This window comes from Sphingomonas paludis (assembly GCF_053502515.1).
On sequence record NZ_CP187558.1, the window covers coordinates 441,216 to 462,310 of the forward strand.

27 protein-coding genes are annotated in these 21,095 nt (G+C 66.7%); 7 read left to right on the plus strand and 20 right to left on the minus strand.

Translation table 11 applies throughout. From position 1 onward, the window contains the following. Window positions 1-75 precede the first annotated feature (75 nt). Window positions 76-519, plus strand: a complete 444-nt coding sequence (locus ACPVPU_RS02055; protein ID WP_448659265.1) for a hypothetical protein — start codon at window positions 76-78, stop codon at window positions 517-519. Between the two features lie 113 nt (window positions 520-632). Here the strand turns inward: ACPVPU_RS02055 and gpmA are convergent, their stop codons facing one another. From gpmA to ACPVPU_RS02075, 4 genes are read right to left on the minus strand one after another with little or no spacing between them, the layout of a single operon-like run. Next, window positions 633-1,319: a 2,3-diphosphoglycerate-dependent phosphoglycerate mutase gene (gpmA, locus tag ACPVPU_RS02060; protein WP_448659266.1), complete on the minus strand. Its 687-nt coding sequence runs from the start codon at window positions 1,317-1,319 to the stop codon at window positions 633-635. A 40-nt stretch (window positions 1,320-1,359) separates the two neighbouring features. Further along, window positions 1,360-1,824 carry a GNAT family N-acetyltransferase gene (locus ACPVPU_RS02065; RefSeq protein WP_448659267.1) on the minus strand — a complete coding sequence of 155 codons (465 nt, stop codon included), beginning with the start codon at window positions 1,822-1,824 and terminating at the stop codon, window positions 1,360-1,362. Then, window positions 1,821-2,939, minus strand: a complete 1,119-nt coding sequence (locus tag ACPVPU_RS02070; RefSeq protein WP_448659268.1) for a M14 family metallopeptidase — start codon at window positions 2,937-2,939, stop codon at window positions 1,821-1,823. The genes ACPVPU_RS02065 and ACPVPU_RS02070 overlap by 4 nt, the downstream gene beginning before the upstream one ends. A gap of 8 nt (window positions 2,940-2,947) precedes the next feature. Beyond that, window positions 2,948-3,571, minus strand: coding sequence for a DUF4136 domain-containing protein (locus ACPVPU_RS02075; RefSeq protein WP_448659269.1), 624 nt, complete (start codon window positions 3,569-3,571; stop codon window positions 2,948-2,950). 213 nt (window positions 3,572-3,784) lie between these two features. Here ACPVPU_RS02075 and ykgO point away from each other — a divergent pair, with 213 nt between their 5' ends. Further along, window positions 3,785-3,910: a type B 50S ribosomal protein L36 gene (gene ykgO, locus ACPVPU_RS02080; RefSeq protein ID WP_260020881.1), complete on the plus strand. Its 126-nt coding sequence runs from the start codon at window positions 3,785-3,787 to the stop codon at window positions 3,908-3,910. A gap of 26 nt (window positions 3,911-3,936) precedes the next feature. Beyond that, window positions 3,937-4,554, plus strand: a complete 618-nt coding sequence (locus ACPVPU_RS02085) for an HAD family hydrolase (RefSeq protein ID WP_448659270.1) — start codon at window positions 3,937-3,939, stop codon at window positions 4,552-4,554. Between the two features lie 52 nt (window positions 4,555-4,606). Here ACPVPU_RS02085 and pyk read toward each other — a convergent pair whose 3' ends face one another. Continuing rightward, on the minus strand, window positions 4,607-6,067 hold the full coding sequence (gene pyk, locus ACPVPU_RS02090; protein WP_448659271.1) for a pyruvate kinase: 1,461 nt from the start codon (window positions 6,065-6,067) through the stop codon (window positions 4,607-4,609). A gap of 75 nt (window positions 6,068-6,142) precedes the next feature. Between pyk and ACPVPU_RS02095 the strand changes: the two genes are divergently transcribed. Beyond that, window positions 6,143-6,535, plus strand: a complete 393-nt coding sequence (locus ACPVPU_RS02095) for a DUF1244 domain-containing protein (RefSeq protein ID WP_448659272.1) — start codon at window positions 6,143-6,145, stop codon at window positions 6,533-6,535. A gap of 75 nt (window positions 6,536-6,610) precedes the next feature. On the opposite strand, the gene pal is transcribed toward ACPVPU_RS02095, so the two are convergent. The 7 genes from pal to ruvB form a co-directional block, all read right to left on the minus strand. Further along, on the minus strand, window positions 6,611-7,120 hold the full coding sequence (gene pal / locus ACPVPU_RS02100) for a peptidoglycan-associated lipoprotein Pal (protein ID WP_448659273.1): 510 nt from the start codon (window positions 7,118-7,120) through the stop codon (window positions 6,611-6,613). 82 nt (window positions 7,121-7,202) lie between these two features. Further along, window positions 7,203-8,492 carry a Tol-Pal system beta propeller repeat protein TolB gene (tolB, locus tag ACPVPU_RS02105; RefSeq protein ID WP_448660579.1) on the minus strand — a complete coding sequence of 430 codons (1,290 nt, stop codon included), beginning with the start codon at window positions 8,490-8,492 and terminating at the stop codon, window positions 7,203-7,205. 116 nt (window positions 8,493-8,608) lie between these two features. Then, entirely contained in the window at window positions 8,609-9,484 is an 876-nt protein-coding gene (locus ACPVPU_RS02110) for a cell envelope biogenesis protein TolA (protein WP_448659274.1), read from the minus strand. A gap of 6 nt (window positions 9,485-9,490) precedes the next feature. Next, a complete protein-coding gene (gene tolR / locus ACPVPU_RS02115; protein ID WP_448659275.1) occupies window positions 9,491-9,928 on the minus strand; it encodes a protein TolR in 438 nt (145 codons plus the stop codon). 6 nt (window positions 9,929-9,934) lie between these two features. Next, window positions 9,935-10,621, minus strand: coding sequence for a protein TolQ (gene tolQ / locus ACPVPU_RS02120; protein WP_448659276.1), 687 nt, complete (start codon window positions 10,619-10,621; stop codon window positions 9,935-9,937). Window positions 10,622-10,628: 7 nt separating this feature from the next. Beyond that, window positions 10,629-11,087 (minus strand): YbgC/FadM family acyl-CoA thioesterase, encoded by a 459-nt coding sequence (locus tag ACPVPU_RS02125; RefSeq protein ID WP_448660580.1) that lies wholly within the window; start codon window positions 11,085-11,087, stop codon window positions 10,629-10,631. 81 nt (window positions 11,088-11,168) lie between these two features. Continuing rightward, complete coding sequence (gene ruvB, locus ACPVPU_RS02130; protein ID WP_448659277.1) at window positions 11,169-12,191, minus strand: Holliday junction branch migration DNA helicase RuvB; 1,023 nt, start codon at window positions 12,189-12,191, stop codon at window positions 11,169-11,171. 123 nt (window positions 12,192-12,314) lie between these two features. Between ruvB and ACPVPU_RS02135 the strand changes: the two genes are divergently transcribed. Further along, on the plus strand, window positions 12,315-13,571 hold the full coding sequence (locus ACPVPU_RS02135) for a DUF2254 domain-containing protein (protein ID WP_448659278.1): 1,257 nt from the start codon (window positions 12,315-12,317) through the stop codon (window positions 13,569-13,571). A 33-nt stretch (window positions 13,572-13,604) separates the two neighbouring features. On the opposite strand, the gene ACPVPU_RS02140 is transcribed toward ACPVPU_RS02135, so the two are convergent. From ACPVPU_RS02140 to ACPVPU_RS02175, 8 genes are all read right to left on the minus strand, one after another. Next, a complete protein-coding gene (locus ACPVPU_RS02140; protein WP_448659279.1) occupies window positions 13,605-14,891 on the minus strand; it encodes an endo-1,4-beta-xylanase in 1,287 nt (428 codons plus the stop codon). 130 nt (window positions 14,892-15,021) lie between these two features. After that, window positions 15,022-15,627, minus strand: coding sequence for a Holliday junction branch migration protein RuvA (ruvA, locus tag ACPVPU_RS02145; protein WP_448659280.1), 606 nt, complete (start codon window positions 15,625-15,627; stop codon window positions 15,022-15,024). Window positions 15,628-15,789: 162 nt separating this feature from the next. After that, window positions 15,790-16,281, minus strand: a complete 492-nt coding sequence (gene ruvC, locus ACPVPU_RS02150; protein WP_448659281.1) for a crossover junction endodeoxyribonuclease RuvC — start codon at window positions 16,279-16,281, stop codon at window positions 15,790-15,792. Continuing rightward, complete coding sequence (locus ACPVPU_RS02155; RefSeq protein ID WP_448659282.1) at window positions 16,275-16,775, minus strand: endonuclease domain-containing protein; 501 nt, start codon at window positions 16,773-16,775, stop codon at window positions 16,275-16,277. Before ACPVPU_RS02155 ends, ruvC begins: the two co-directional genes overlap by 7 nt. A gap of 47 nt (window positions 16,776-16,822) precedes the next feature. Then, the gene (locus tag ACPVPU_RS02160) at window positions 16,823-17,566 is read right to left on the minus strand and encodes a YebC/PmpR family DNA-binding transcriptional regulator (protein ID WP_448659283.1); all 744 of its coding nucleotides are present in this window, start codon (window positions 17,564-17,566) and stop codon (window positions 16,823-16,825) included. Window positions 17,567-17,810: 244 nt separating this feature from the next. Then, complete coding sequence (locus ACPVPU_RS02165) at window positions 17,811-18,131, minus strand: heavy metal-binding domain-containing protein (RefSeq protein WP_448659284.1); 321 nt, start codon at window positions 18,129-18,131, stop codon at window positions 17,811-17,813. Window positions 18,132-18,161: 30 nt separating this feature from the next. Next, on the minus strand, window positions 18,162-18,401 hold the full coding sequence (locus ACPVPU_RS02170; protein ID WP_260020890.1) for a DUF2312 domain-containing protein: 240 nt from the start codon (window positions 18,399-18,401) through the stop codon (window positions 18,162-18,164). An 80-nt stretch (window positions 18,402-18,481) separates the two neighbouring features. Further along, on the minus strand, window positions 18,482-19,777 hold the full coding sequence (locus tag ACPVPU_RS02175; protein WP_448659285.1) for an amidohydrolase family protein: 1,296 nt from the start codon (window positions 19,775-19,777) through the stop codon (window positions 18,482-18,484). 140 nt (window positions 19,778-19,917) lie between these two features. On the opposite strand from ACPVPU_RS02175, the gene ACPVPU_RS02180 reads away from it, so the two are divergent. Then, entirely contained in the window at window positions 19,918-20,814 is an 897-nt protein-coding gene (locus tag ACPVPU_RS02180) for an SPFH domain-containing protein (RefSeq protein ID WP_448659286.1), read from the plus strand. Window positions 20,815-20,823: 9 nt separating this feature from the next. Next, window positions 20,824-21,033, plus strand: a complete 210-nt coding sequence (locus ACPVPU_RS02185) for a toxin-antitoxin system HicB family antitoxin (protein ID WP_448659287.1) — start codon at window positions 20,824-20,826, stop codon at window positions 21,031-21,033. Window positions 21,034-21,095 lie beyond the last annotated feature (62 nt).

Below are 21,095 nucleotides of genomic sequence, written 5' to 3' on the forward strand. Positions count from 1 at the left end.
CGAGGGGAATAGCCGCCGATGTTCGCGCGGCGAGGTGCCGCGGTTCGCCGCCGCCCGCAACGCAGGACGAGGCAAATGAAACTGATGCAAGCGCTGGGCGCGGGCGAGGTGGGCCAACCCATTTCGACCCCGGCCGAAGTCTATCAATTCCGGCGGTGGCGCGATGCCCATGCGCCCGGCAGCTATTTCGGCGAACCGGGCTGGGACATCCTGTTGCGCGCCTGGATCGCGCGCGAACAGTTCACGTCGATCACTGCGGAGGATCTGCGGCTGGAAATCGCGGTGCCGGAGGGTGCGTTTGCCCTGGTGCTGGAACGGATGGTGGCCGATGGCATGATCGTGCTGGTCGACAGTCCGTCGGGTGCGCACCGGGTCGAACTGACCGAGCGCGGCGGCACGTTCATCCAGTCCGTCTTTCACTTCATGTTGCGGGCGCACCGGGCACCGACCCTGGATGCTGCACCGGCAAGCCGCTTTCCGTGGTTGGCCAGGTGGCTAGGCCGACGCCGCGGCGAATAGAGGTCGACCGGTCGGCCGCCCCCTTCCCTTTTCGGGGAGGTCGACCGGATCGTCCGCCGCCATCCCGGACCTTTCCCCCCTGGTCCGGGATGGCAGCATGGACCGCCGGGCGGTCAGCGTTCGGACAGATAATAGCGGTCGGTCGCGGCCAGATCGTCGTCCAGCTGATAGACGATGGGCTGACCGGTCGGGATTTCCAGGGCGGCGATGTCTGCGTCCGAAATGCCCGACAGATGCTTGACCAGCGCGCGCAGCGAATTGCCGTGCGCCGAGATGACCACCCGCTTGCCCGCGCGCAGATCGGGGGCGATGACGCTGTCCCAATAGGGCAGGACGCGGGCGATGGTATCCTTCAGGCTTTCGGTGGCGGGGATTTCTATTCCCGCATAGCGTCGGTCGGCGGCCAGATCATAGTCGCTACCCGCTTCCATCGGCGGCGGCGGGATATCGAAGCTGCGGCGCCAGACATGCACCTGTTCCTCGCCGTGGCGGGCCGCCGTCTCCGCCTTGTTCAGCCCGGTCAGGCCACCATAATGCCGTTCGTTCAGGCGCCAGTCCTTGACCACCGGCAGCCACAGCCGGCCCATTTCCTCCAGCGCCAGATTGAGCGTCTTGATCGCACGGGTCTGAAGCGAGGTATAGGCGATGTCGAAATCGAACCCCTTGTCCGCCAGCATCCGCCCGGCATCGCGCGCCTCTGCAACACCCTGTTCGGTCAGGGCGACATCCCACCAGCCGGTAAAGCGGTTTTCCAGATTCCAGGCGGACTGGCCGTGGCGGATCAGGACGAGCGTGGGCATGGCGTTCCTTTCGCGTAATGGGGGTTGCGCAGCCGCTACCCTAGATCGCGCGCGTCAGGAAGCGGTTGAACGCATTGCCGTCCCGATAGTCGCCGAACGCGGCGCATGGCCGAAACCCCGCACCGGCATAGAGCGCCAGCGCCGGGGCGAAGGGTGGCGTGGTGCCGGTTTCCAGGCTGAGCCGCGTCATCCCCGCCGCCCGCGCCTGTCCGATCAGATGGTCGAGCAGCGCACGCCCGACGCCCCGGCCCAGATGGGGCGCGGCGACCCGCATGGATTTCAGTTCGCCATGATCCGCGTCCAGCCGCTTGAGCGCGCCGATGCCGGCCAGATCGTCGCCGTCCCAAGCGGAGTAGAAGCTGACATCGCTCCGTTGCAGGCCCGACAGGTCGAGGAAATGGCAGGCATTAGGCGGCGACGCCGCCAGCATGCCGTCGGCATGGATGCGCAGCAGCGCGAGCACTGCCGGATGGTCGAGCCCGCCAGCCCGGATCGCCAGGGTCATAGCCGGTCGACAAAGCCCGCCAGCGTGTCCAGGCAGGCATGGGCCAGCGCCTTGCACCGCTCGGGCGACCAGCCATTGACCGGATCCGGCGCGGGATCGTGATCCTTGAACGGCATTTCCAGGGTCATCGCCACCGCGCCGAACCGTTCCGCCAGCTGATTGGTGGACATGGACAGGTTCGCCCGGCCCGGCCGCGCCTTTTCATAGCCCTTTTCCGTCTGGAACAGCGGCGAACTGGCCGCGAGCGCCCGGGCATAGGCGTAGAATTTGTCGCCCAGCGCGTCCGTCCAGCCCGGAATCCCCTCGAACCCCGCAAGGAAATTGGCCGGGATCGCCTCGTCCCCGTGCACGTCCATGGCAAAGGCGACGCCGGTTTCGTCCATGGCGCTCCGGACGCAAAGCACTTCCGGGCTACGCTCGGGCGTTGGGGCATGCCATTCGCGGTTGAGGTTCACACCAACCGCATTAGTTCGCAAATGGCCACGTCGCGATCCATCCGGGTTCATGTTGGGTACGATGTGAAAGGTCGCCTTTTCGCGTAGCAGCCGCGCCTGCGGATCGGCGGGATCGGTCAGCTTTTCCAGCGCCCCTTCCGCCCACCATTCGGCCATGCTTTCGCCCGGATGCTGGCGGGCATAGAGCCAGACCGGTTTCGGCCCGTCGCCCAGGGTCAGGCAATCGATGGGCTGGCCGTCGAGCGACAGGCCAAGCGCGCGGTGCCGCACCCCCGGCATCGCTGCCATCCGTGCGATCAGATCGTCATGCCGTTCCATCGAATAGGGCGCGAAATAGGCGAACCAGGCGACATCGCCGTCGAACCGGTGCGTAAAGCTGAGCACGCCGTCGGCATAGTTCGTATCGGTCATCGGCCAGTGGCGGCGATCCGTGCTGACCCGCGTGCGATAGCCCGGCCAGCCAAAGGCATAGGCGGCGCCGCCCGCATTCAGGATGCGAAAGGTGAGCGTCCGGCCCCGCGCCCCACTGACGCGGAAATGAAACCATTGATAGAATTCGGACTGGCGGTCCGGCCGGATCTTCAGATCCACCCGGTCGCCTTCCATCCCCACCAGATCGATGTTGCCGCTGTCGAACGCGGCGTTGACGATGACGCTCATCGGCGCGCTCATTCCACCGTCACGGTGATGCCGGATTCGCCGGGAAAGCGATCGAACATCGCATCGGCCAACCGGGCGGCGACGGCGGCCGGATCGCCGGCAGGGGTCGCATCGATCGACTGGGTTTCGGCGCGTCCTTCCCAGATGGTCGTGCCGTCGTCCCGCCGGCGCAGCTGCACCGACAATTGCGTTGCGGTCACCGCACGGGTGCGCCCGCCAAGGCCGAGGCTGAGCCCGCCGCCGACCGCGCCGCCCAGGGATCCCGACACGCCGCCCAGCCCGATCGACACCGGCGATCCGCTGCGCACCGAACCGGCGGAGCCGCGGGTGAAGGATACCGCGGCGACATAGCGGCTGGACCCGGCCTGCCCGTCGGGCACCAGGGTAAAGCCCAGATCGCCCAGTTCGGCGGCGACCGCATCCAGATAGGCGCGATAGGCCAGGCTGGGTTCGCTGCCGCTGGTCAAGGCCTCGACCGCGATGGTGCCCGGTTCGATCGGCATGCCCAGATGATAGCGGATCGCGCTGGCCGGGGGCAGGCGCGGCGTGGTGGCACAGGCACCGAGCGACGCGAGGACCGCGCAGGCGGGCAGCATCAGCATGGCGGGGCGGATGACGGCAAATCGAGGCATCGGCAACCTTTCGACCGGAACGACACGGGCGCATGGACCGAGCGCCCATGGCAACCATGCCCCAACGCCCGGAACCGCGCCAGTGTCCATGCCGATGCGTGCCGCCGTGCCGCACCAAGCCTTGACTCACGACTGCCCCTCGACTAGGCGACCGCTTCGCTCGGGGTCAGGCCCCGGAACTCCTGTTCATTCGAATTGCAAGGCCCGCCGATCATGAAGATCGTCAACTCGCTGAAGTCGCTGAAGGATCGTCACCGGGACAACCGCGTGATCCGCCGTCGCGGCCGCATCTACGTCATCAACAAGACCCAGGCCCGCTTCAAGGCCCGCCAGGGCTGAGCCGCATTGCGGGGCAGGAACGTCGAATGACGACCCGCCCCCGTGCCGTCATCTTCGATGTCGGCAATGTGTTGTTTCACTGGCGACCGGATGCGCTTTATCGGCGCCTGATCGACGACGATCGGGCGCTTGAGGCGTTTCTGGCCGATGTCGTCACTCAGCAATGGCATTTCCAGCATGATGCCGGCCGCAATTTCGCCGATTGCGCCGCCGAACTGACCGCGCGCCATCCGCATCACGCCGAGTTGATCGCCGCCTGGGGCCCGCGCTTTTCCGAAACGGTCGAGGATCCGGTCGACGGCATGGCGGCAATCGTCGCCGAGCTGGACGAGGCCGGGGTGCCGTTGTTCGCCATCACCAATTTCAGCCACGAATTCTGGCCGCCGTTTCGCGCACGCGAGGCCGCGTTGTTCGACCGGTTCCGCGACATCGTGGTATCGGGCGAGGAAAAGCTGGTGAAGCCCGATCCCGCCATCTACCGGCTGGCGCTCGACCGGTTCGGCCTGGCCCCCGGAGACGCGGTGTTCGTCGATGACAATCCGGACAATATCGCCGCTGCGTCGGCGATGGGCATCGATGCCGTCCTGTTCACCGACGCGGCCGCATTCCGCGCGCATCTGGTGAGCGTCAGACTGCTCGGCTGAAGCGGGGGGCGGCTGCGGACCCGCCGCCACCGCCCCGACCCGGCGCCCCCGGTCAGGCGCCGCGATAACCCTTAAGCTCGTCACCGATGATGCGCACGACATGGACCAGATTGGTCGATCCAGGCACGCCGAACGGCACCCCGGCACAGACCACCACCCGGTCGCCAGCAGCGGCGATGCCGTGGCGCAGCGCCATCCGCTTGGCCTTTGCCACCATTTCCTCGAAATTGGCGACGTCCTTGGTCTGAACGGCATGAACGCCCCAGAGCAGGCCCAGGCGACGGGCCGTTTCCTGTTTGGGGGTCAGCACCAGCACCGGCACGGACGGCCGCTCGCGCGCCATGCGCCGGGCGGTGGAGCCGGACAGGGTGAAACAGATGATCGCCTTTGCCCCGGTCGTCTGGGCGATGTTCTTCGCCGCTTCGGACAGGGCATCTGCCGTGGTGGGATCGGGGGTGGTGACGGTAAAGTGCACCCGGTCGCCATGCGCCGGATCGCGTTCCACCGCCTGGGCGATGGCATCCATCATCGCCACCGATTCCTCGGGCCAGGCACCGGCCGCGCTTTCCGCCGACAGCATGATCGCGTCGGCCCCGTCATAGACTGCGGTGGCGACGTCCGACACCTCGGCGCGGGTCGGCGTCGGCGCGGTGATCATCGATTCCAGCATCTGCGTGGCGACGATCACCGGGCGGCCGAGGCGGCGGGCGGTCTCGACGATCCGCTTCTGCATCGGCGGCACGGTTTCCGGCGGCAGTTCGACGCCCAGATCGCCCCGCGCCACCATCACGCCGTCGCACTGTTCGACGATTTCCTCGAGCCGCGCGACCGCGCTCGGCTTTTCGATCTTGGCGAGCAGCGCCGCCCGCCCCTGGATCAGCAGCCGCGCCTCCGCCAGGTCGTCGGGCCGCTGGACGAAGCTGAGCGCGATCCAGTCGACGCCCTGTTCCACGGCAAAGGCCAGATCACTGCGATCCTTGTCCGTCAACGCCGCCATCGGCAGCACGACGTCGGGCACGTTCAGCCCCTTTGAATTGGACAGCGGGCCGCCCACTTCGACCTCGGTCACGATCCGCTGATCGTCATGCTCGATCACGCGCAGGCGCAGCTTGCCGTCGTCCAGCAACAGCCGCGCGCCCTTTTCGATGGCGACGAAAATCTCGCGGTGCGGCAGTTCGACGCGGGTGGCATCGCCCAGCGCATCGGACCGGTCGAGCACGAAGCGGCTGCCGGTTTCCAGGATGACCCTGCCATCGGCGAACTTGCCGACGCGCAGTTTCGGTCCCTGAAGGTCGGCCAGGATCGTGCTGGGCCGGCCGAACTGTTTTTCCAGGCTGCGGATCGCCTGAATGAGCGGAATCTTTGCTGCCTGATCGCCATGGCTCATGTTGACGCGGAACGCATCGGCACCAGCCGCGTAGAGTTTGGCAATCATCTCGGGCGTGCTGCTCGCCGGACCCAGGGTCGCAAGCACGCGGACCTTCCGGGAACGGGGGCTGATGGCCATAGTCATGGGTTGGGGGCTTCCTTGGCTTTGTCCGGTTGTGGCTCTAACCCAAATCGCAAAAGGATCAACAGGAGGGATCGCATGACCACAATTGAGCAACTGGACGACGCCGTTGCCGCCGCCGCATTCCGGCGGCTCGTTCGTCACCTGCGGCACCGCACGGATGCGGAGAATATCGAGCTGATGGCGCTGGCCGGTTTCTGTCGCAACTGCCTGTCAGACTGGGTGCAGGAGGCATCGCAGAATACGAATACAGCGTTGGACAAGGACGCCGCGCGCGAGGCGATTTACGGCATGCCCTATGCCGAATGGAAGGCAAAGCACCAGGGCGATGCGACGCCGGACCAGCTGGAGCGGATGCGCCTGTCGATGCTGCGCAACGAAGTGCCGAGCGACGAGGCGGCGCTGGACGATGCGCTGGCCGATACGTTTCCGGCCAGCGACCCGACAGTCGCGCAGGATCCGTCCACCTGAACCCCATAACGACAGGGGCGGACCGACCCCGTGGTCGGCCCGCCCCGTCATGCCGCCCGATCGAGCGGGCCGGCGTTACTGGAGCGTGATGGTGACCGCGCGGCGGTTCTGCGCCCAGCTGGATTCGTCGGAACCGAGCGCCAGGGGACGTTCCTTGCCATAGCTGATCGTGGTGATGCGCGTCGGGGCGATGCCGCGGGCGGCCAGGTAATTGGCTGCCGCATTGGCGCGGCGGTCGCCCAGCGCCAGATTATATTCGCGCGTGCCGCGTTCGTCGCAATGCCCCTCGATCGTGATGCGGACATTGGGATAGCGCTGAAGCCACTGGGCCTGGCTGTCCAGGATCTGCGCGGCGCGCGAATCGATCTGATAGCGGTCGAGATCGAAATTGACCGTGTCCGACGCGACACTGGCCAGGAAATCCTCCCGCGAGCCGGGAACGACACCGGTGCCGGTGCCGGGATCGGTGACGCCCGTGCCGACGTCGCCCGGGCCGGGCGGCAGCACCTCGGGACGCTTCTTGGCGCAACCGGCGGTGGCGATCAGGGCGGTTGAGATCAGGAGGGTGGCAGTCAGGCGAGACATATGCGCTTCCTTGTCCAGACAAAATATTCGGTTGCAGGGCTGGAACGATCCTGTCGAGTGAATCGATCCATGGAAAGCCCCATCAGGGACGCAACGCCCCCCAATCCGGATCCGATCCATCAAGCGGGGTCGGCACACGGCGTTCATTGACCCCGGTCAGGTCGACGATCCACACATCGCCCCGACCCGACCCCTGGGCCGAGCGGAAATAGGTGAGGACGCGGCCATTGGGCGCCCAGTTCGGCCCTTCATCGCCCCACGCCTCGGTCAGCAGTTTTTCGCCGCCGCCGGACGGGGACATGACGCCGATGCGGAAAGCGCCGCCACCGATCTTGGTGAACGCGATCTGGTCGCCGCGCGGGCTCCATGCCGGGGTGGCATAGCGGCCGCCGCCGAAGCTGATCCGTTGCTGGTTCGACCCGTCGGCATTCATCACATAGAGCTGCTGGCTGCCCGAACGGTCGCTTTCAAAGACGATGCGGCTGCCATCGGGCGAATAGCTGCCGCCGGTATCGATGCCGGGCGCCGTCGTCAGCTGTTGAGGACGGCCGCCATCGGTGGGCACGCGGTACAGGTCGGTATCGCCATTGACCGCCATCGAGAACAGCACATAACGGCCATCCGGAGAAAAGCGGGGGGCGAAGGCCAGGCTGACATTGCTGACCAGCGCGCGTTGCCGCCCGGATGCCAGATCATAGACGTACAGCGTCGGCTTGTCGTTCAGATAACTCATATAGACGATGCGGCCATTGTCGCGCGACAGGCGCGGCGTCAGCACGATCGACTGGCCATTGGTCAGGAAGCGGTGGTTTTCCCCGTCCTGATCCATGATCGCCAGCCGCTTGATCCGGCGCCCCTTCGGCCCGGTTTCGCTGATATAGACGATGCGGCTGTCGAAATACGGCCCCTCGCCCGTCAGCCGGGTATAGATGGCGTCCGAACATTTATGCGCTGCGCGCCGCCAGTCGGCGGGCGAGACGACAAAGCCCTGCCGCGTCAACTCCGTACGAGCAAACACGTCGTACAGATAACAGCCGACGGTCAGCGTGCCGTTGCCATTGGCCCGCACGAACCCCTGAACCAGCGTCTGCGCGCCGGTACCGCCCCAATAGGCGAAATCGGGGGCCGTCACCTGGGGGAAGCCCACGGCACGCACCTGATTGGGGCCAAGCGGCTTGAACAGGCCGGAATTGGTCAGGTTGGCGGTGATAATCTGGGCGACCTTGACGCCCAGCTCCTCGGTCGAGCCGGCGGGGGTCGCCTCGCTCTGCGGGGTGGGCATCGCCGGGATGGCGATGGGGGCAGGGGCGGAAATGCCGCCGACGATATCGACCTCGACCTGCGCCATCGCCGGCGCGGCACCCAGCCCCATGGCAAGGATCGCGGCGCGGATCAGGGGGGACAGCCATTGGCTCATCGGACTTCCTTTACGGCTGCGGCCGGGTTCGGTCGCATAGGATCGGGGAAAAAGGGCAAGAGGAAGGCGCATCACGGCAACCGGTAATTGATGATGATGTCTTCCCAGCCGCCGGCATAAAGGTCGGCGGGCAGTTCATAGGGCGCGCACTGGATGAACGCGGCGATGGCCAATTCGGCCACGCGCTGGGCATAGCGGCGGTTTTCGTCGGTCAGGCCGGTCTGGCCGCGCAACTGGGGCCGGGCGGACATGGTGCCGTCAGGCGACAATTGCAGCCGGATGCGCGAGCGGATCTCATTGGCGCCCGGCCCCGGATTCGGGATGCGGTTGGCACAGGGCTGCACCTGGCGCTGGATTGCCTGTGCCAGATTGGCCACTGCCTGCGCTCCGACCTGTTCCCCGCGCGGCGTCGCGCCCTTGCCGGGGCTTTCATTGGCGACGATTCCTTTCAGGAAATTGTCGCCCAGCCGTCCGCCGGTGGGCCGGGCCTGAGCGGTGCTTTTCGCCGTGCCAGCCTGTTTGGTCGGGGCGGCCGCGGCCTTTGGCGCCGGCCTAGCTGGGGTCGTCTTGGCCGGGGTGCGATCCGCCTTTGCCGCGGGCGGCTTTGGCTGGGGCTTGGGCGCGACGGGCTTTGGCACCGGCTTTGGCGCGGGGGCCTCCACCTTGGCCACCGGTTCCGGCGCGGGCGGCTCCGGCGCGGGTTCGGGCGCCGCCGCGTCTTCCGGTGGGCCGAAATCGGGCGCGACCGACGTTGCCGGAGCCTCGGTCGTCGGGGGTGCCTGGGAAATCAGGGCGACATCATCGATCAGCGACACGTCCATCGGCGGGCTGACCGGTTCGGTAACCGGCGGCTGCGACAGAAAGACCGACAGCAGCGCGAACAACCCCAGATGCGCGACAGCGGCGATCCCGAAGCCCGTCCATTCGCTGCGGTCGAGGGTCGCCATGCTCGCTCAGCGCCCCTCGCCCTGGGTCGTCACCAGCGCCACGCGGGTCAGGCCCGCCCGGTTGAGTTCGCCCATCACCGCCATCACCCGCCCATAATCTAGGCTACGGTCGGCACGCAGCAGGATCTGGGGCGGCGTGCCGTCGATGGCACGGGCGGCAATCGCCTGAAGCTGGCCGGGCAGCGCATCCGTCGCCACAGCCTGTTCCCCGACGAACACCGCGCCGGTTTCGTCGATGGAAATGGCGATCGGCTCCTGATCCTGATCCACCGCCTTGGCCCGGCTGTCGGGCAGGTTCACCGACACGCCGGCGGTCAACAGCGGTGCCGTCACCATGAAGATGATCAGCAGGACCAGCATCACGTCGACCAGCGGCGTGACGTTGATTTCCGCCATCGGCGCGCGGCGGCCCCTGGCGCGGGCGGAGGGCAGGTTCATCGCCATCGCCGCTTACCCCTCCAGCTGGCGGGAGAGTTGCAGGTGGAATTTGTCGGCAAAGCGCATCAGCTTGGCCTCCACCCCGTTCACCCGGTGGCTGAACCGGTTATAGGCGATGACCGCCGGAATGGCCGCGAATAGGCCGATGGCGGTGGCGAACAGCGCCTCGGCAATGCCAGGCGCGACCACGGCCAGCGCAGTATTCTGTTCGGCGGCGATGTCGTTGAAACTACGCATGATGCCCCAAACGGTACCGAACAGGCCAACGAAGGGCGCGACCGAGCCGATGGTGGCCAGCCAGTTGAGCCGTTCGGACAGCTTTTCCACCTCGAACGCGACCCGGCCCGCCATGGCGGTGGCCAGCCGCTCGCGCGTGCCGTCGCGGTCGATGCGGTGGCCGGCGGTGGATTTGCGCCATTCCTCTACCCCGGCGGCAAAGACGCGTTCGATCGCCGTCTCTCCATCCGCGCGCTGCCGATAGAGCAGGTCGATATCCTGTGCCCGGTCGAAATCGCGTTCGAACCGGACGATCGATTTGTTGACGCCGCCCAGCCGGAACAGGAAACCGAAGATGATCGACCAGGTCCACAGGCTGGCCAGCGCCAGGCCGATCATCACCGCTTTCACAACGATATCGGCCTGAAGGAACAATGCCAGCGGCGACAGCGAGGCCGGATCGGTGGCCAGATTCAATTCCATGTCCGTATCATTCCCCTTGCCAGACCAGCGGCGCGAACCGGTCCATCCAGTGTTGCGGCTGACGGCGCGGCCGGCCGGATGGCGCGACGAACACCGCCTCTACCGTGGCTTCGACCAGAAGTTCCGCACCGCGCATGACTCGTTGATGAATATCGACCGCCGCCGCCCGCACCCGGATCACCCGGCTGAGCAGCAACAGGGCATCGTCGAGCACGGCGGGCGCGTTGTAGCGCATGGTCAGGTTGCGAATGGCATAGACCCCGTCCCCCGCCATATGCGCCGCACGCTGATCGATCCCCGCGACCCGCAGCATGTCCGACCGCGCCCGTTCCATGTAGCGCAGATAATTGGCGTGATAGACCATGCCGGACAGGTCGGTGTCCTCGAAATAGACGCGCAGTGGAAAGCGGTGCTCGCGCCCGTCGAAGCGGCCCGTCGCCGGTTGATCTGTGCCGTGCCCGTCCATGCCGCCCATGCTGCTACCGACGAACGACCGGCGGGGAAAGCCCGCATGGCGCAATTTTGCTTGTCTTCGCGCAACTTGACGTCAATCGAACAGGCCGTCCTGCGCTCCTTGCGGCGGATCGAGGCCGAGATGCCGCCATGCCGCACCGTTCAGGCAGCGGCCGCGCGCGGTGCGGGCGATCATGCCGACCTGGATCAGATAGGGCTCGATCACTTCCTCGATCGTGTCGCGCGGCTCCGACAGGCCGGCGGCCAGCGTCTCCACCCCCACCGGCCCGCCGCGATAGACATCGGCGATCATGGTCAGATAGCGCCGGTCCATCGCATCCAGGCCCAGCGCATCCACCTCCAACCGGTTCAGCGCGGCATCGGCGACACCGGCATCGACCACCGCCGCCCCGGCGACATCGGCGAAGTCCCGCACCCGGCGGAGCAGCCGCCCGGCGATCCGGGGCGTGCCGCGCGACCGGCGGGCAACCTCGCGCGCGCCGTCCGGGGCGATGGCCAGCCCCAACAGCCCGGCGGCGCGGGTGACGACGCGTTCCAGTTCGTCGACCGAATAGAATTGCAGGCGGACCGGAATGCCGAACCGGTCGCGCAAGGGGGTGGTCAACAGCCCCTGGCGCGTCGTCGCACCCACCAGGGTAAAGCGCGGCAGATCGATGCGCACGGACCGGGCCGACGGCCCCTCCCCGATCATCAGATCGAGCGCGCGGTCCTCCATCGCGGGATAGAGCACTTCCTCTACCGCCGGGGCCAGCCGGTGGATCTCGTCGATGAACAGGACGTCGCCGTCCTCCAAGTTGGTCAGCAGCGCGGCCAGGTCGCCCGATTTGGCGATGACCGGGCCGGAGGTGGCGCGAAAGCCGACGCCCAGCTCGCGGGCGATGATCTGGGCCAGCGTCGTCTTGCCAAGACCCGGCGGACCAAAGAACAGGACATGATCCAGCGCATCGCCGCGCCTGCGTGCCGCATCGATGAACACGCGCAGATTCTCGCGTGCCGCCCGCTGGCCGACGAAATCGTCCAGCGATTTGGGCCGCAGCGCAGCGTCCACATCCTCGGGGCGGCGCGCGGCGGTCAGGATACGGTCGGGATCGGTCACGCTGCCCGTCCTAGCCGCAGGCAAGCCGTCCTGTCGAGAACATCGCGGGAACCGTTATCCGCGCTTGCCGGTTTGGACGTGGCCGAACGATAAGGGGCGGATGCGGGACGGGGAGGGGCTGGAATGAAGCGCTGGTGGTGGCTGTGCCGGCAGGTAATGCGCAGGATGGGCGTCAGGGCCAGCCTGTTTTCGGGATTCGCAGTCGTCCTGGCACTGATCGGATACTGGCTGGCCCCGATCGTGCCCGACGATCTGGAGGCAAGGATCGGTGCCGGGGCCGTGGACGGCATCCTGAATATCCTGGCCACCACCATGCTGGCCGTCACCACCTTTTCCCTGACCGCGATGGTGCAGGCCTATGCCAGCGCGACCAGCACCATCACGCCGCGCGCCGTCCAGCTGCTGATCGACGATCCGCTGGCCCAGAATGCGCTGGCGACGTTCCTGGGCAGTTTCCTGTTCGCCATTGTCGGCATCGTGGCGCTGGCGATGGGCGTGTACGGCAATGAAGGTCGGGTCATCCTGTTCATCGGGACGATCGCCGTCATCGCGGTCATCATCCTGACGTTCCTGCGCTGGATCGACCATGTCGCGCATCTGGGGCGGGTGAGCGAAACGATCGTCCGGATCGAACAGGCGGGGTGCAAGGCCGCCGGCACGGCGGGCCGGGCCATTCGCTGGTCGACCGCAGACGATGCGGCCACCGGTCAGCCGGCGGGCACGCCGCTATGCTGCGACCGGATCGGCAGGGTGACCCATGTCGATGTCGAGGCGTTGGCCGAGCTGGGCGAGGCGCATCGCCTGTCGATCATCATCGACGCCGCACCGGGGGCGATGGTCGAGCCGGGGCGGCCGCTTGCGTGGATCGTGGGGGACGTGACCGAGTGCCGCCAGGCGCTGATCGATGCCTTTACCATCGCCGATGGTCGGCGGTTCTACCATGATCCGCGGCTGAGCCTGGTCGTGCTGGCCGAAACTGCCTGTCGCGCGCTGTCGCCGGCGGTCAACGATCCGGGAACCGCGATTTCCGCGCTGGAATCCGGGGCGCGGGTGATGACGGCATTGTTCGACGCGGAGCCGGATGCGGGGCAGACGACCGGACCGGTCCGGATGCCGCCGCTGATGCTGGCCGACCTGCTCGACGATCTGGTGCGGCCGGTGGCCCGCGACGGCGCCGGCATGGTCGAAGTGGCGATCCGCATCCAGAAGATGCTGCGGTCGCTTGCCCGGACCCGGCCGGAGGGACTGGACGGTTTCATCGCCATGGCGCGGTCGGCCGAGGAAAGGGCTCGCGCCGCTTTGACCCATGCCGACGATCTGGCCGCGCTGGACCGGGCAGTGTCGCATCGCTGGCCCGGTGGGTCGTCGGCGGGCGATTGATGGATCGCATCGCCCGCCGACAATTGCCGGAAATCAGGTCGCGGCCGGGCGGACCGTGGTTGCGTTGAACGCGTTGATGATCGCGCTGTACAGCTGTTTCGGCTGGGCGCTGGAATCATAGGGACAGGGACGGAGCGGCAGGCCGTCGGGGCGGGGCGAGCCGAAATTCTGCAGCCAGCTATATTTGTCGTTCATGCCCCAGGCCAGCACGTCCCTGAGCTGTGGATAGCTGAAGAGCAGGTCCAGCCACGCCTTGCCATAGACAGCGACATCGGCGTCGCGCTGGGCGATGGTGCCGGTGCGGCTGCGGTCGTTGACGTCGAATTCGGTGATCATCAGCTTGTAGCCGAGCGCCGTCACCTGATCGAGCCAGGTGCGCATCGCCGGGATCTGGGCATTGGCGATGTCCTGGGCCGTGCCCGAGGAGTAAAAGCCGATATGCGACTGGATGCCCAGCGTGTCGATCGGCACGTTCCGGTCGCGGAACCCCTGAAGCAGCCGCAGCACGCCGTTGCGATGCTCGGTCGAGCCCCAGTCCATATAGTCGTTATAGACCAGTTCGGCGTTCGGCAGTTCCTCGCGCGCGGTGCGGAAGGCGACGTCGAGGATGTTCGGCTCCCGCGCGTTGCGCTCGGCACCGCTATAGGCCTGATGCAGGATGTTGGTGCGGATCTGGCCGTTGCCCTCGATCGCCTCGTTCACCACGTCCCAGCTCTTGATCCGGTTGCCGAAATGGCGGGCGACATTTTGGACATGGGTGCGCACCAGCCGCTCGGCCGTCGCCTTGGGATTGGCCCCCATGTCGTAAGTGCGCAGCCAGGCGGGAAAGCGTTCCTGGATGTACCAGAGCATCACATGGCCGCGCACTTCCATGCCCTTTGACGTGGCATAGGCGATCATTTCGTCCGCACGGGTCCAGTTATAGACGTTTTCGGCGCTGGACTGATATTCCCACTTCATCTCGTTTTCGGGGACGAGCAGCTGGCAATCGCGTTCGAGCAGCGCGGCATAGGCCGGGTTGTTGAACGACCCCGCATCCGCACCGGGCGCGGCCCAGGCGAGCGTCGATCCGAACCGCATCCCCTTTGCCGCGGCAGCCGCGGCGATGGTGCCGGTCGGCGTCGGGGTGGGGGTGGGTGTAGGCGTTGGTGTGGGCGTCGGCGTCGGCGTAGGGGTAGGGGTAGGGGTTGGCGTGGGGGTCGGCGTGGGGCTTGGCCCCGAAATCGAGCCACCGCCGCCGCTGCTGCCACCGCCACAAGCGGTCAGGCCGAGCGCACCGGCAAGCGCAATGGTTTCACGTCGTGAATAGGGCTTCATCATCCTTCTCCCACCCGGCCGCTGAACGGCCCTTTCAACTTCTGCCGGATATGCTTCCGGTCTGAGTTTTGGATGGTACCGCTATCAATCCGATAGGCAAGCGATATTGTGGAAAGAAATCGATTGCTTGCGCCTATCGCGCTGCGCGCTTCAATGCCTCTCGCACCAGCGCGTCGAGCGTGGCCGCGCCGCCCAGCGCGTCTTCGGCGGATCGCACCGCTGCCGATGCCTCGGCCGGACGAAAGCCCAGATTGAGGAGGGCGGACACCGCATCCGGCCCATGCCCGGCCGCCGGTGCCGATCCCGCAGCCAGCGACGGCCCCGCGGCCAGGGGCGTGCCCCCGGCCCGGTCCTTCAGTTCGCGCACGATCCGTTCGGCCAGTTTCGGGCCAACGCCGTTCGCCCGGGCAACCATCGCCTTGTCCTGGCCCGCAATGGCGCGGTGCAGGTCGGCGGGCGGCAGGATGGAAAGGATCGCCAGCGCAACCTTTGCCCCCACCCCCTGAACCCCGGTGAGCAGCCGGAACCAGTCGCCCTCCTCCGCCGTGGCAAAGCCGACCAGCCGGATGAAATCCTCCCCCACCAGCATTTCGGTGTACAGTTTCACCGTGCCGCCAACGGGGCCGATCGCCTCCAGCGTGCGGGCCGATGCGCCGACCAGATAGCCGACGCCGTTCACATCGATGACGGCATGATCGCTGGCGGTGGCGACAAGCTCCCCCTTCAGATGGGCGATCATCGGGCCGCGCGCCCGCGAAAGGTGGCGAAGGTGGTGCTGCGTCCCCCCCGGAATCGTCCTCGGACGGGTGATCCGACGGGCGGCTGGACGGTGGCGGCGGGAGGGAGTTGGATCATCCTGCCAGCTAACAGCAGCGGGGCCGGATAGGAAAGGGGTGTACCGCTATCTCGGCCCAAGCGCCCGAGCGCTGGCGGCGTGATGGGCATGGCAGATGGCAACGGCGAGCGCATCGGCGGCGTCCGCGCCCGCGATCTTCGCGCCGGGGAGCAGCCGGGCGACCATGGCGTGCACCTGCGCCTTGTCCGCATTGCCGACGCCGACCACCGCCTTCTTGACCAGCCGCGCGGCATATTCGCCGACATCGATGCCCGACCGCGCGGCGGCACACAGCACGACGCCGCGCGCCTGACCCAGTTTCAGCGTCGATTGCGGGTTGGCGTTGACGAAAACCTCCTCCACCGCCGCGGCTTGCGGCGTGTGATCGGCGATCAGCGCGGCAAGCATCGCATCGAGATGAACGAGGCGACGGGGCAACGGTGCACCGGCGTCGGTCCTGAGCTGGCCATTGGCAAGGTGCGACAGCCGGTTGCCTTCCGCCCGGATCAGCCCCCAGCCGGTGGTGCCAAGTCCCGGATCGAGGCCGAGGATCAGCATGGGTCGCCGCCAGTTTTTTGCCGGGCGTCCCCCACCCCAACCCCTCCCCTGAGCCGCAGGCGAGCGCAGCTCAACGGGAGGGGCTTGGATTGCTGCACGGATAGCCCCTCCCCTTCAGGGGAGGGGTTGGGGTGGGGCTGGCTTGGCCAACGGTCTGGCATTTGCGCGAGCGTGAAGACGATGATCTGCAGCACGCCTTCGATATTGTCGCGCACATCGGCGTTCGTAAAACGGATGGTTCGATAGCCCTGCTCGGTCAGCCTCTGGTCGCGGCGAGCATCGACGGCGGGATCATGGGTATCGCCGTCGATCTCGATGATCAGCGCCTTTGCCGGGCAGAGGAAGTCGCAGATATAGGGGGCGATGACGGACTGGCGGCGGAATTTATGGCCAAGCTGGCTGTTCGACAGGTGCCGCCATAGGCGTTTTTCCCACTCGCCGGGGTCGAGGCGCATTGCTTTGGCGCGATTGAGAAGGTTTCGTTCCGTGGCCACGCCCCCACCCCAACCCCTCGCCTGAAGGGGAGGGGCTATTTGCTGTTCTAACCCAGCTTCTCCATCACCTCGTCGGAGACTTCGTAATTGCCCCAGACGGTCTGGACGTCGTCGTCGTCGTCCAGCGCGTCGATCAGCTTGAACAGGGTCGCGGCGTCGGATTCGGCGACGTCGACCATGGTCTGGGGGCGCCAGGCAAGCTTGGCGCCCTCGGATTCGCCCAGTTTAGCTTCCAGCGCGCTTGCGACTTCGTGCAACGCATCGGCGGCGGTCCAGATCTCGTGGCCGTCCTCGCTGCTGGTCACGTCCTCGGCCCCCGCCTCCAGCGCCGCTTCGAACACCCGGTCGGCGTCACCCGCACTGGCGGGATAGTTGATCAGGCCGACCCGGTCGAAGGCGTGGCTGACCGAACCGACCGTACCGAGATTGCCGCCATTCTTGGACACGGCGGTGCGGACATTGGTGGCGGTGCGGTTGCGATTGTCCGTCAGCGCCTCGATGATCAGCGACACGCCGCCGGGGCCGAAGCCTTCGTACCGGATTTCCTCGTAATTCTCGGTATCGCCCTTCGACGCCTTGTCGATCGCGCGCTGGATATTGTCCTTGGGCATGGACTGCGCCTTGGCCGCGTTGACGGCGGCGCGCAGGCGCGGGTTCATGTCGGGATCGGGCAGGCCCATCTTGGCCGCGACGGTGATTTCGCGGGACAGCTTGGAAAACATGCCCGAGCGCTTCTTATCCTGCGCGCCCTTGCGGTGCATGATGTTCTTGAATTTCGAATGACCTGCCATTGGGGTTCGTTTCTCAATCTGTTGAACGGACAGGCGCCGGAGACACCCTTTCCCCTGCCCCTAGAAGAAAGGACAACCCTTCGACAAGCTCAGGGTGAGCGGGTTGAGGGAACGGACGCCCCGTCCGCCTTACCCTTCACGTCACCCTGAACGTGTTTCAGGGTCCATATTGCCTCTGGCCGCGTCGCGAGAGGCGAAATGGATGCTGAAACAAGTTCAGCATGACCGCATCAAGGTGCGAGGTTCAGGCCAGGGTGACGGCGGTGCCGGAGACGGAGACCATCAGCATCGAGCCCTTGTCGCCGACGACCTCGTAATCGATGTCGATGCCGATGACCGCATTGGCACCGAGTTTCCGGGCCTCTGCCTTCACTTCCTCGAACGCGCCGTCGCGCGCCTCGCGGAACACGCGTTCATAGCTGCCCGAGCGGCCGCCGACGATGTCGCGGATATTGGCGAACAGATCACGGAACAGGTTGGCGCCGACGATCACCTCGCCAGCCACGACGCCGTGATATTCCCGGATCTCGCGGCCCTGGATGGTGGGGGTGGTGGTGAGGATCATGGCGTCTCTCCTTGCTGGCGGTGCGCCGGGTTATACCAGACCCAGCGCCTGCTTGTAGGTTTCAAGCAGCATTTCCGCTTCCTCGCGGTGATGCTTTTCCATCTTCCGCAGGCGGACGATGGACCGCATCGTCTTCACGTCGAAGCCGGTCGCCTTCGCCTCGCCGTACACGTCCTTGATGTCGTCGGCGATGCCCTTTTTCTCCTCTTCCAGCCGCTCGATGCGTTCGATGAGCAGGCGGAGCTGTTCGGCGGAGATGTTGTCGCTCATGGATGATTCCCGGATTGCATGAAGATCAGGCTGGCGCGTCTAGGCAATGACGTCACCCGCCTCAACCATGATGATGGCCGTCAGCGATCATCCTTGTGGACAACCCCGTCGGCCATGACGAACGCCACCCGTTCCAGGACGCGGACATCGGCCAGCGGATCGCCGTCGACGGCGATGATATCCGCCTGCTTGCCGGGCGCCAGGGTGCCGATGGCGGCGGACTGGCCCAGCACTTCGGCGGCGCTGACCGTGGCGGCGCGAATCGCCTGGGCCGGGGTCATGCCCGCCTCGACCATCAGGGCGAATTCCTGTGCGTTGTCGCCGTGCGGGGAGACGCCGGTATCGGTGCCGAACGCGACCTTGACGCCCGATGCGATGGCGCGCTTGTGGCTTTCGATGGCGGCGGCGGCGGCTTCCTCCGCCTTGGGGATGGTGGCGGGGGGCAGCTGGCCGCCGCGCGCCTGGGCGAGCGCCGCGCGCGGGGCCATCATGGTGGGGACGAGCCAGGTGCCCTTGGCCTTCATCGCGCGGATCGTCTCGTCATCCAGGAACGTGCCATGGTCGATGGTATCGACCCCGGCATCGACCGCCGCGCGCGTGCCCTCTGCCGCATGGCTGTGCGCCGCGACACGGCGGCCGAGCGCGTGCGCGGTGTCGATGATCGCGCGCATCTCGTCCGGCTCCATAGCGCGGCCAAGCCCGCCCGACACGTTGGACAGGACGCCGCCGGTCGCGGCGAACTTGATCACCTGAGCGCCGAGCCCGACCTGTTGCCGGACGGCGCGGCGGCAATCCTCCACCCCGTCGCAGACATTGACCTGAACGTCCTTGATCATCTCGGCCACGTCCTCGCGCACGCCGTTCGCGCCGTCGCCGTGCCCGCCGGTGACCGAGATCATCGTGCCGGCATTGACGATGGCCGGGCCGGCGATGTCGCCGCGCGCGATGCCGTCGCGCAGCGCGCGGATGCCGCGCGGATTGCCGCCCAGGTCGCGGACCGTGGTGAAGCCGGCCTGGATGGTCTTCTTCGCGTTGGCGGCGGCGAAGATCAGGTCGTCGGTGACGTCGCGGTTGAGCGCGGTGGCCCGCGTCTGGATCGGTTCCCCGCGAAAGCCCCAGAGATGGACGTGCAGGTCGATCAGGCCGGGCAGCACGGTCTTGTCCCGAAGGTCGATGACAGTCGCGCCCGAATCGGCAGGCACATGGCCGTCGCGCAATTCGGCGACCTTGCCGGCGCGCACGACGATGGTGGTCGGGCCGAGCGGCGGCTTGCCCGGCTCTGCGATCACGCGCCCGGCATGGATGAAGGTCGGCGCCTCCTGAGCCAGGGCGGCGGACGAAGCGCAGGCGAGCAAGGCTGCGAACAGGTGTTTCATGGGCATCCCCCCGATTGATCGTTGCCGCCAGCCTAGCGCCCGGCGGCGCGAAGGGAAGGGGATTGCGGATACCACCCGATTCCGCTTGCCTGCCGCAGCGAATGATATAAATGTGATATCACATTAAACGGGAGGCTAGGATGATAGACGCAGGGACGGCCACTTCGCTGAGGCGGAGCGAGGAACGGGCGGCAAGGACGAAGAGCGGGTACGGGCCGCTAGTGTTCCTGGCGGTGCTGATCGCGGCGACGATCGCTGCGCTGGGGTTCGTCGAGCCCAAGGGCGCGAAGGTCGCGGTGGCGTTCGTCGGCCTGTTGCTGCTGCTGTTCTACAGCGCGGGCTTCTATCTGCTTCAGCCCAACCAGGCGGCGGCGATCCTGTTGTTCGGGGACTACAAGGGCACGGACCGCACCACGGGCCTGCGCTGGACCTGGCCGTGGATGACCAAGAAGAAGGTGTCGGTGCGCATCCACAACGTCACGTCCGAACGGATCAAGATCAACGACCTGCGCGGCAATCCGATCGAGATCGCGTCGAACGTGGTCTGGCGGGTGGCGGATACCGCCCAGGCGCTGTTCGATGTCGATGATTACAAGGTGTTCGTGAACATCCAGATCGAAAGCGCGGTGCGCGCGATCGGCAGCCGCTATCCCTATGACGATTTCGAATCGGAAAAGACGACGCTGCGCGGCGATGCCGATACGGTCAGCCACGAGCTGCAGATCGAATTGCAGGAACGGGTGGCGATGGCCGGGGTGCGGATCGACGAATGCCGCCTGACCCACCTGGCCTATGCGCAGGAGATCGCCCAGGCGATGCTGCGTCGGCAGCAGGCCGAGGCAGTGATCGCGGCGCGCATGAAGCTGGTCGAGGGTGCGGTCGGCATGGTGGAACTGGCGCTGGAGCAATTGTCGGCGAAGAACGTCGTCGAGCTGGACGACGAGCGCCGCGCGGCGATGGTATCGAACCTGATGGTCGTCCTGTGCAGCGAGCGGGATACCCAGCCGGTCGTCAATGCCGGATCGCTGTACCAGTAAGGACCATCCATGGCGTCGCCGCCCCGCAAGGCCTTTCCCCTCCGCCTCGATCCCGCGCTCTATGCCGCGATCGAGCGGACGGCGGCGGGCGACCTGCGCAGCGTCAATGCGCAGGTCGAATGCCTGCTGCGCGAGGCGCTGGCCAGGCGGGGAGTCAAGCTGGCGGAGCCGGAACGGGCGCGGCGGGGCCGACCGCCCAGACATGAAGGAGAAGAATGATGCTGACCGTTTATTTTGCCCGCAGGACCCACCGCAACGCGCTGTTCCTCGTATCGGCGCTG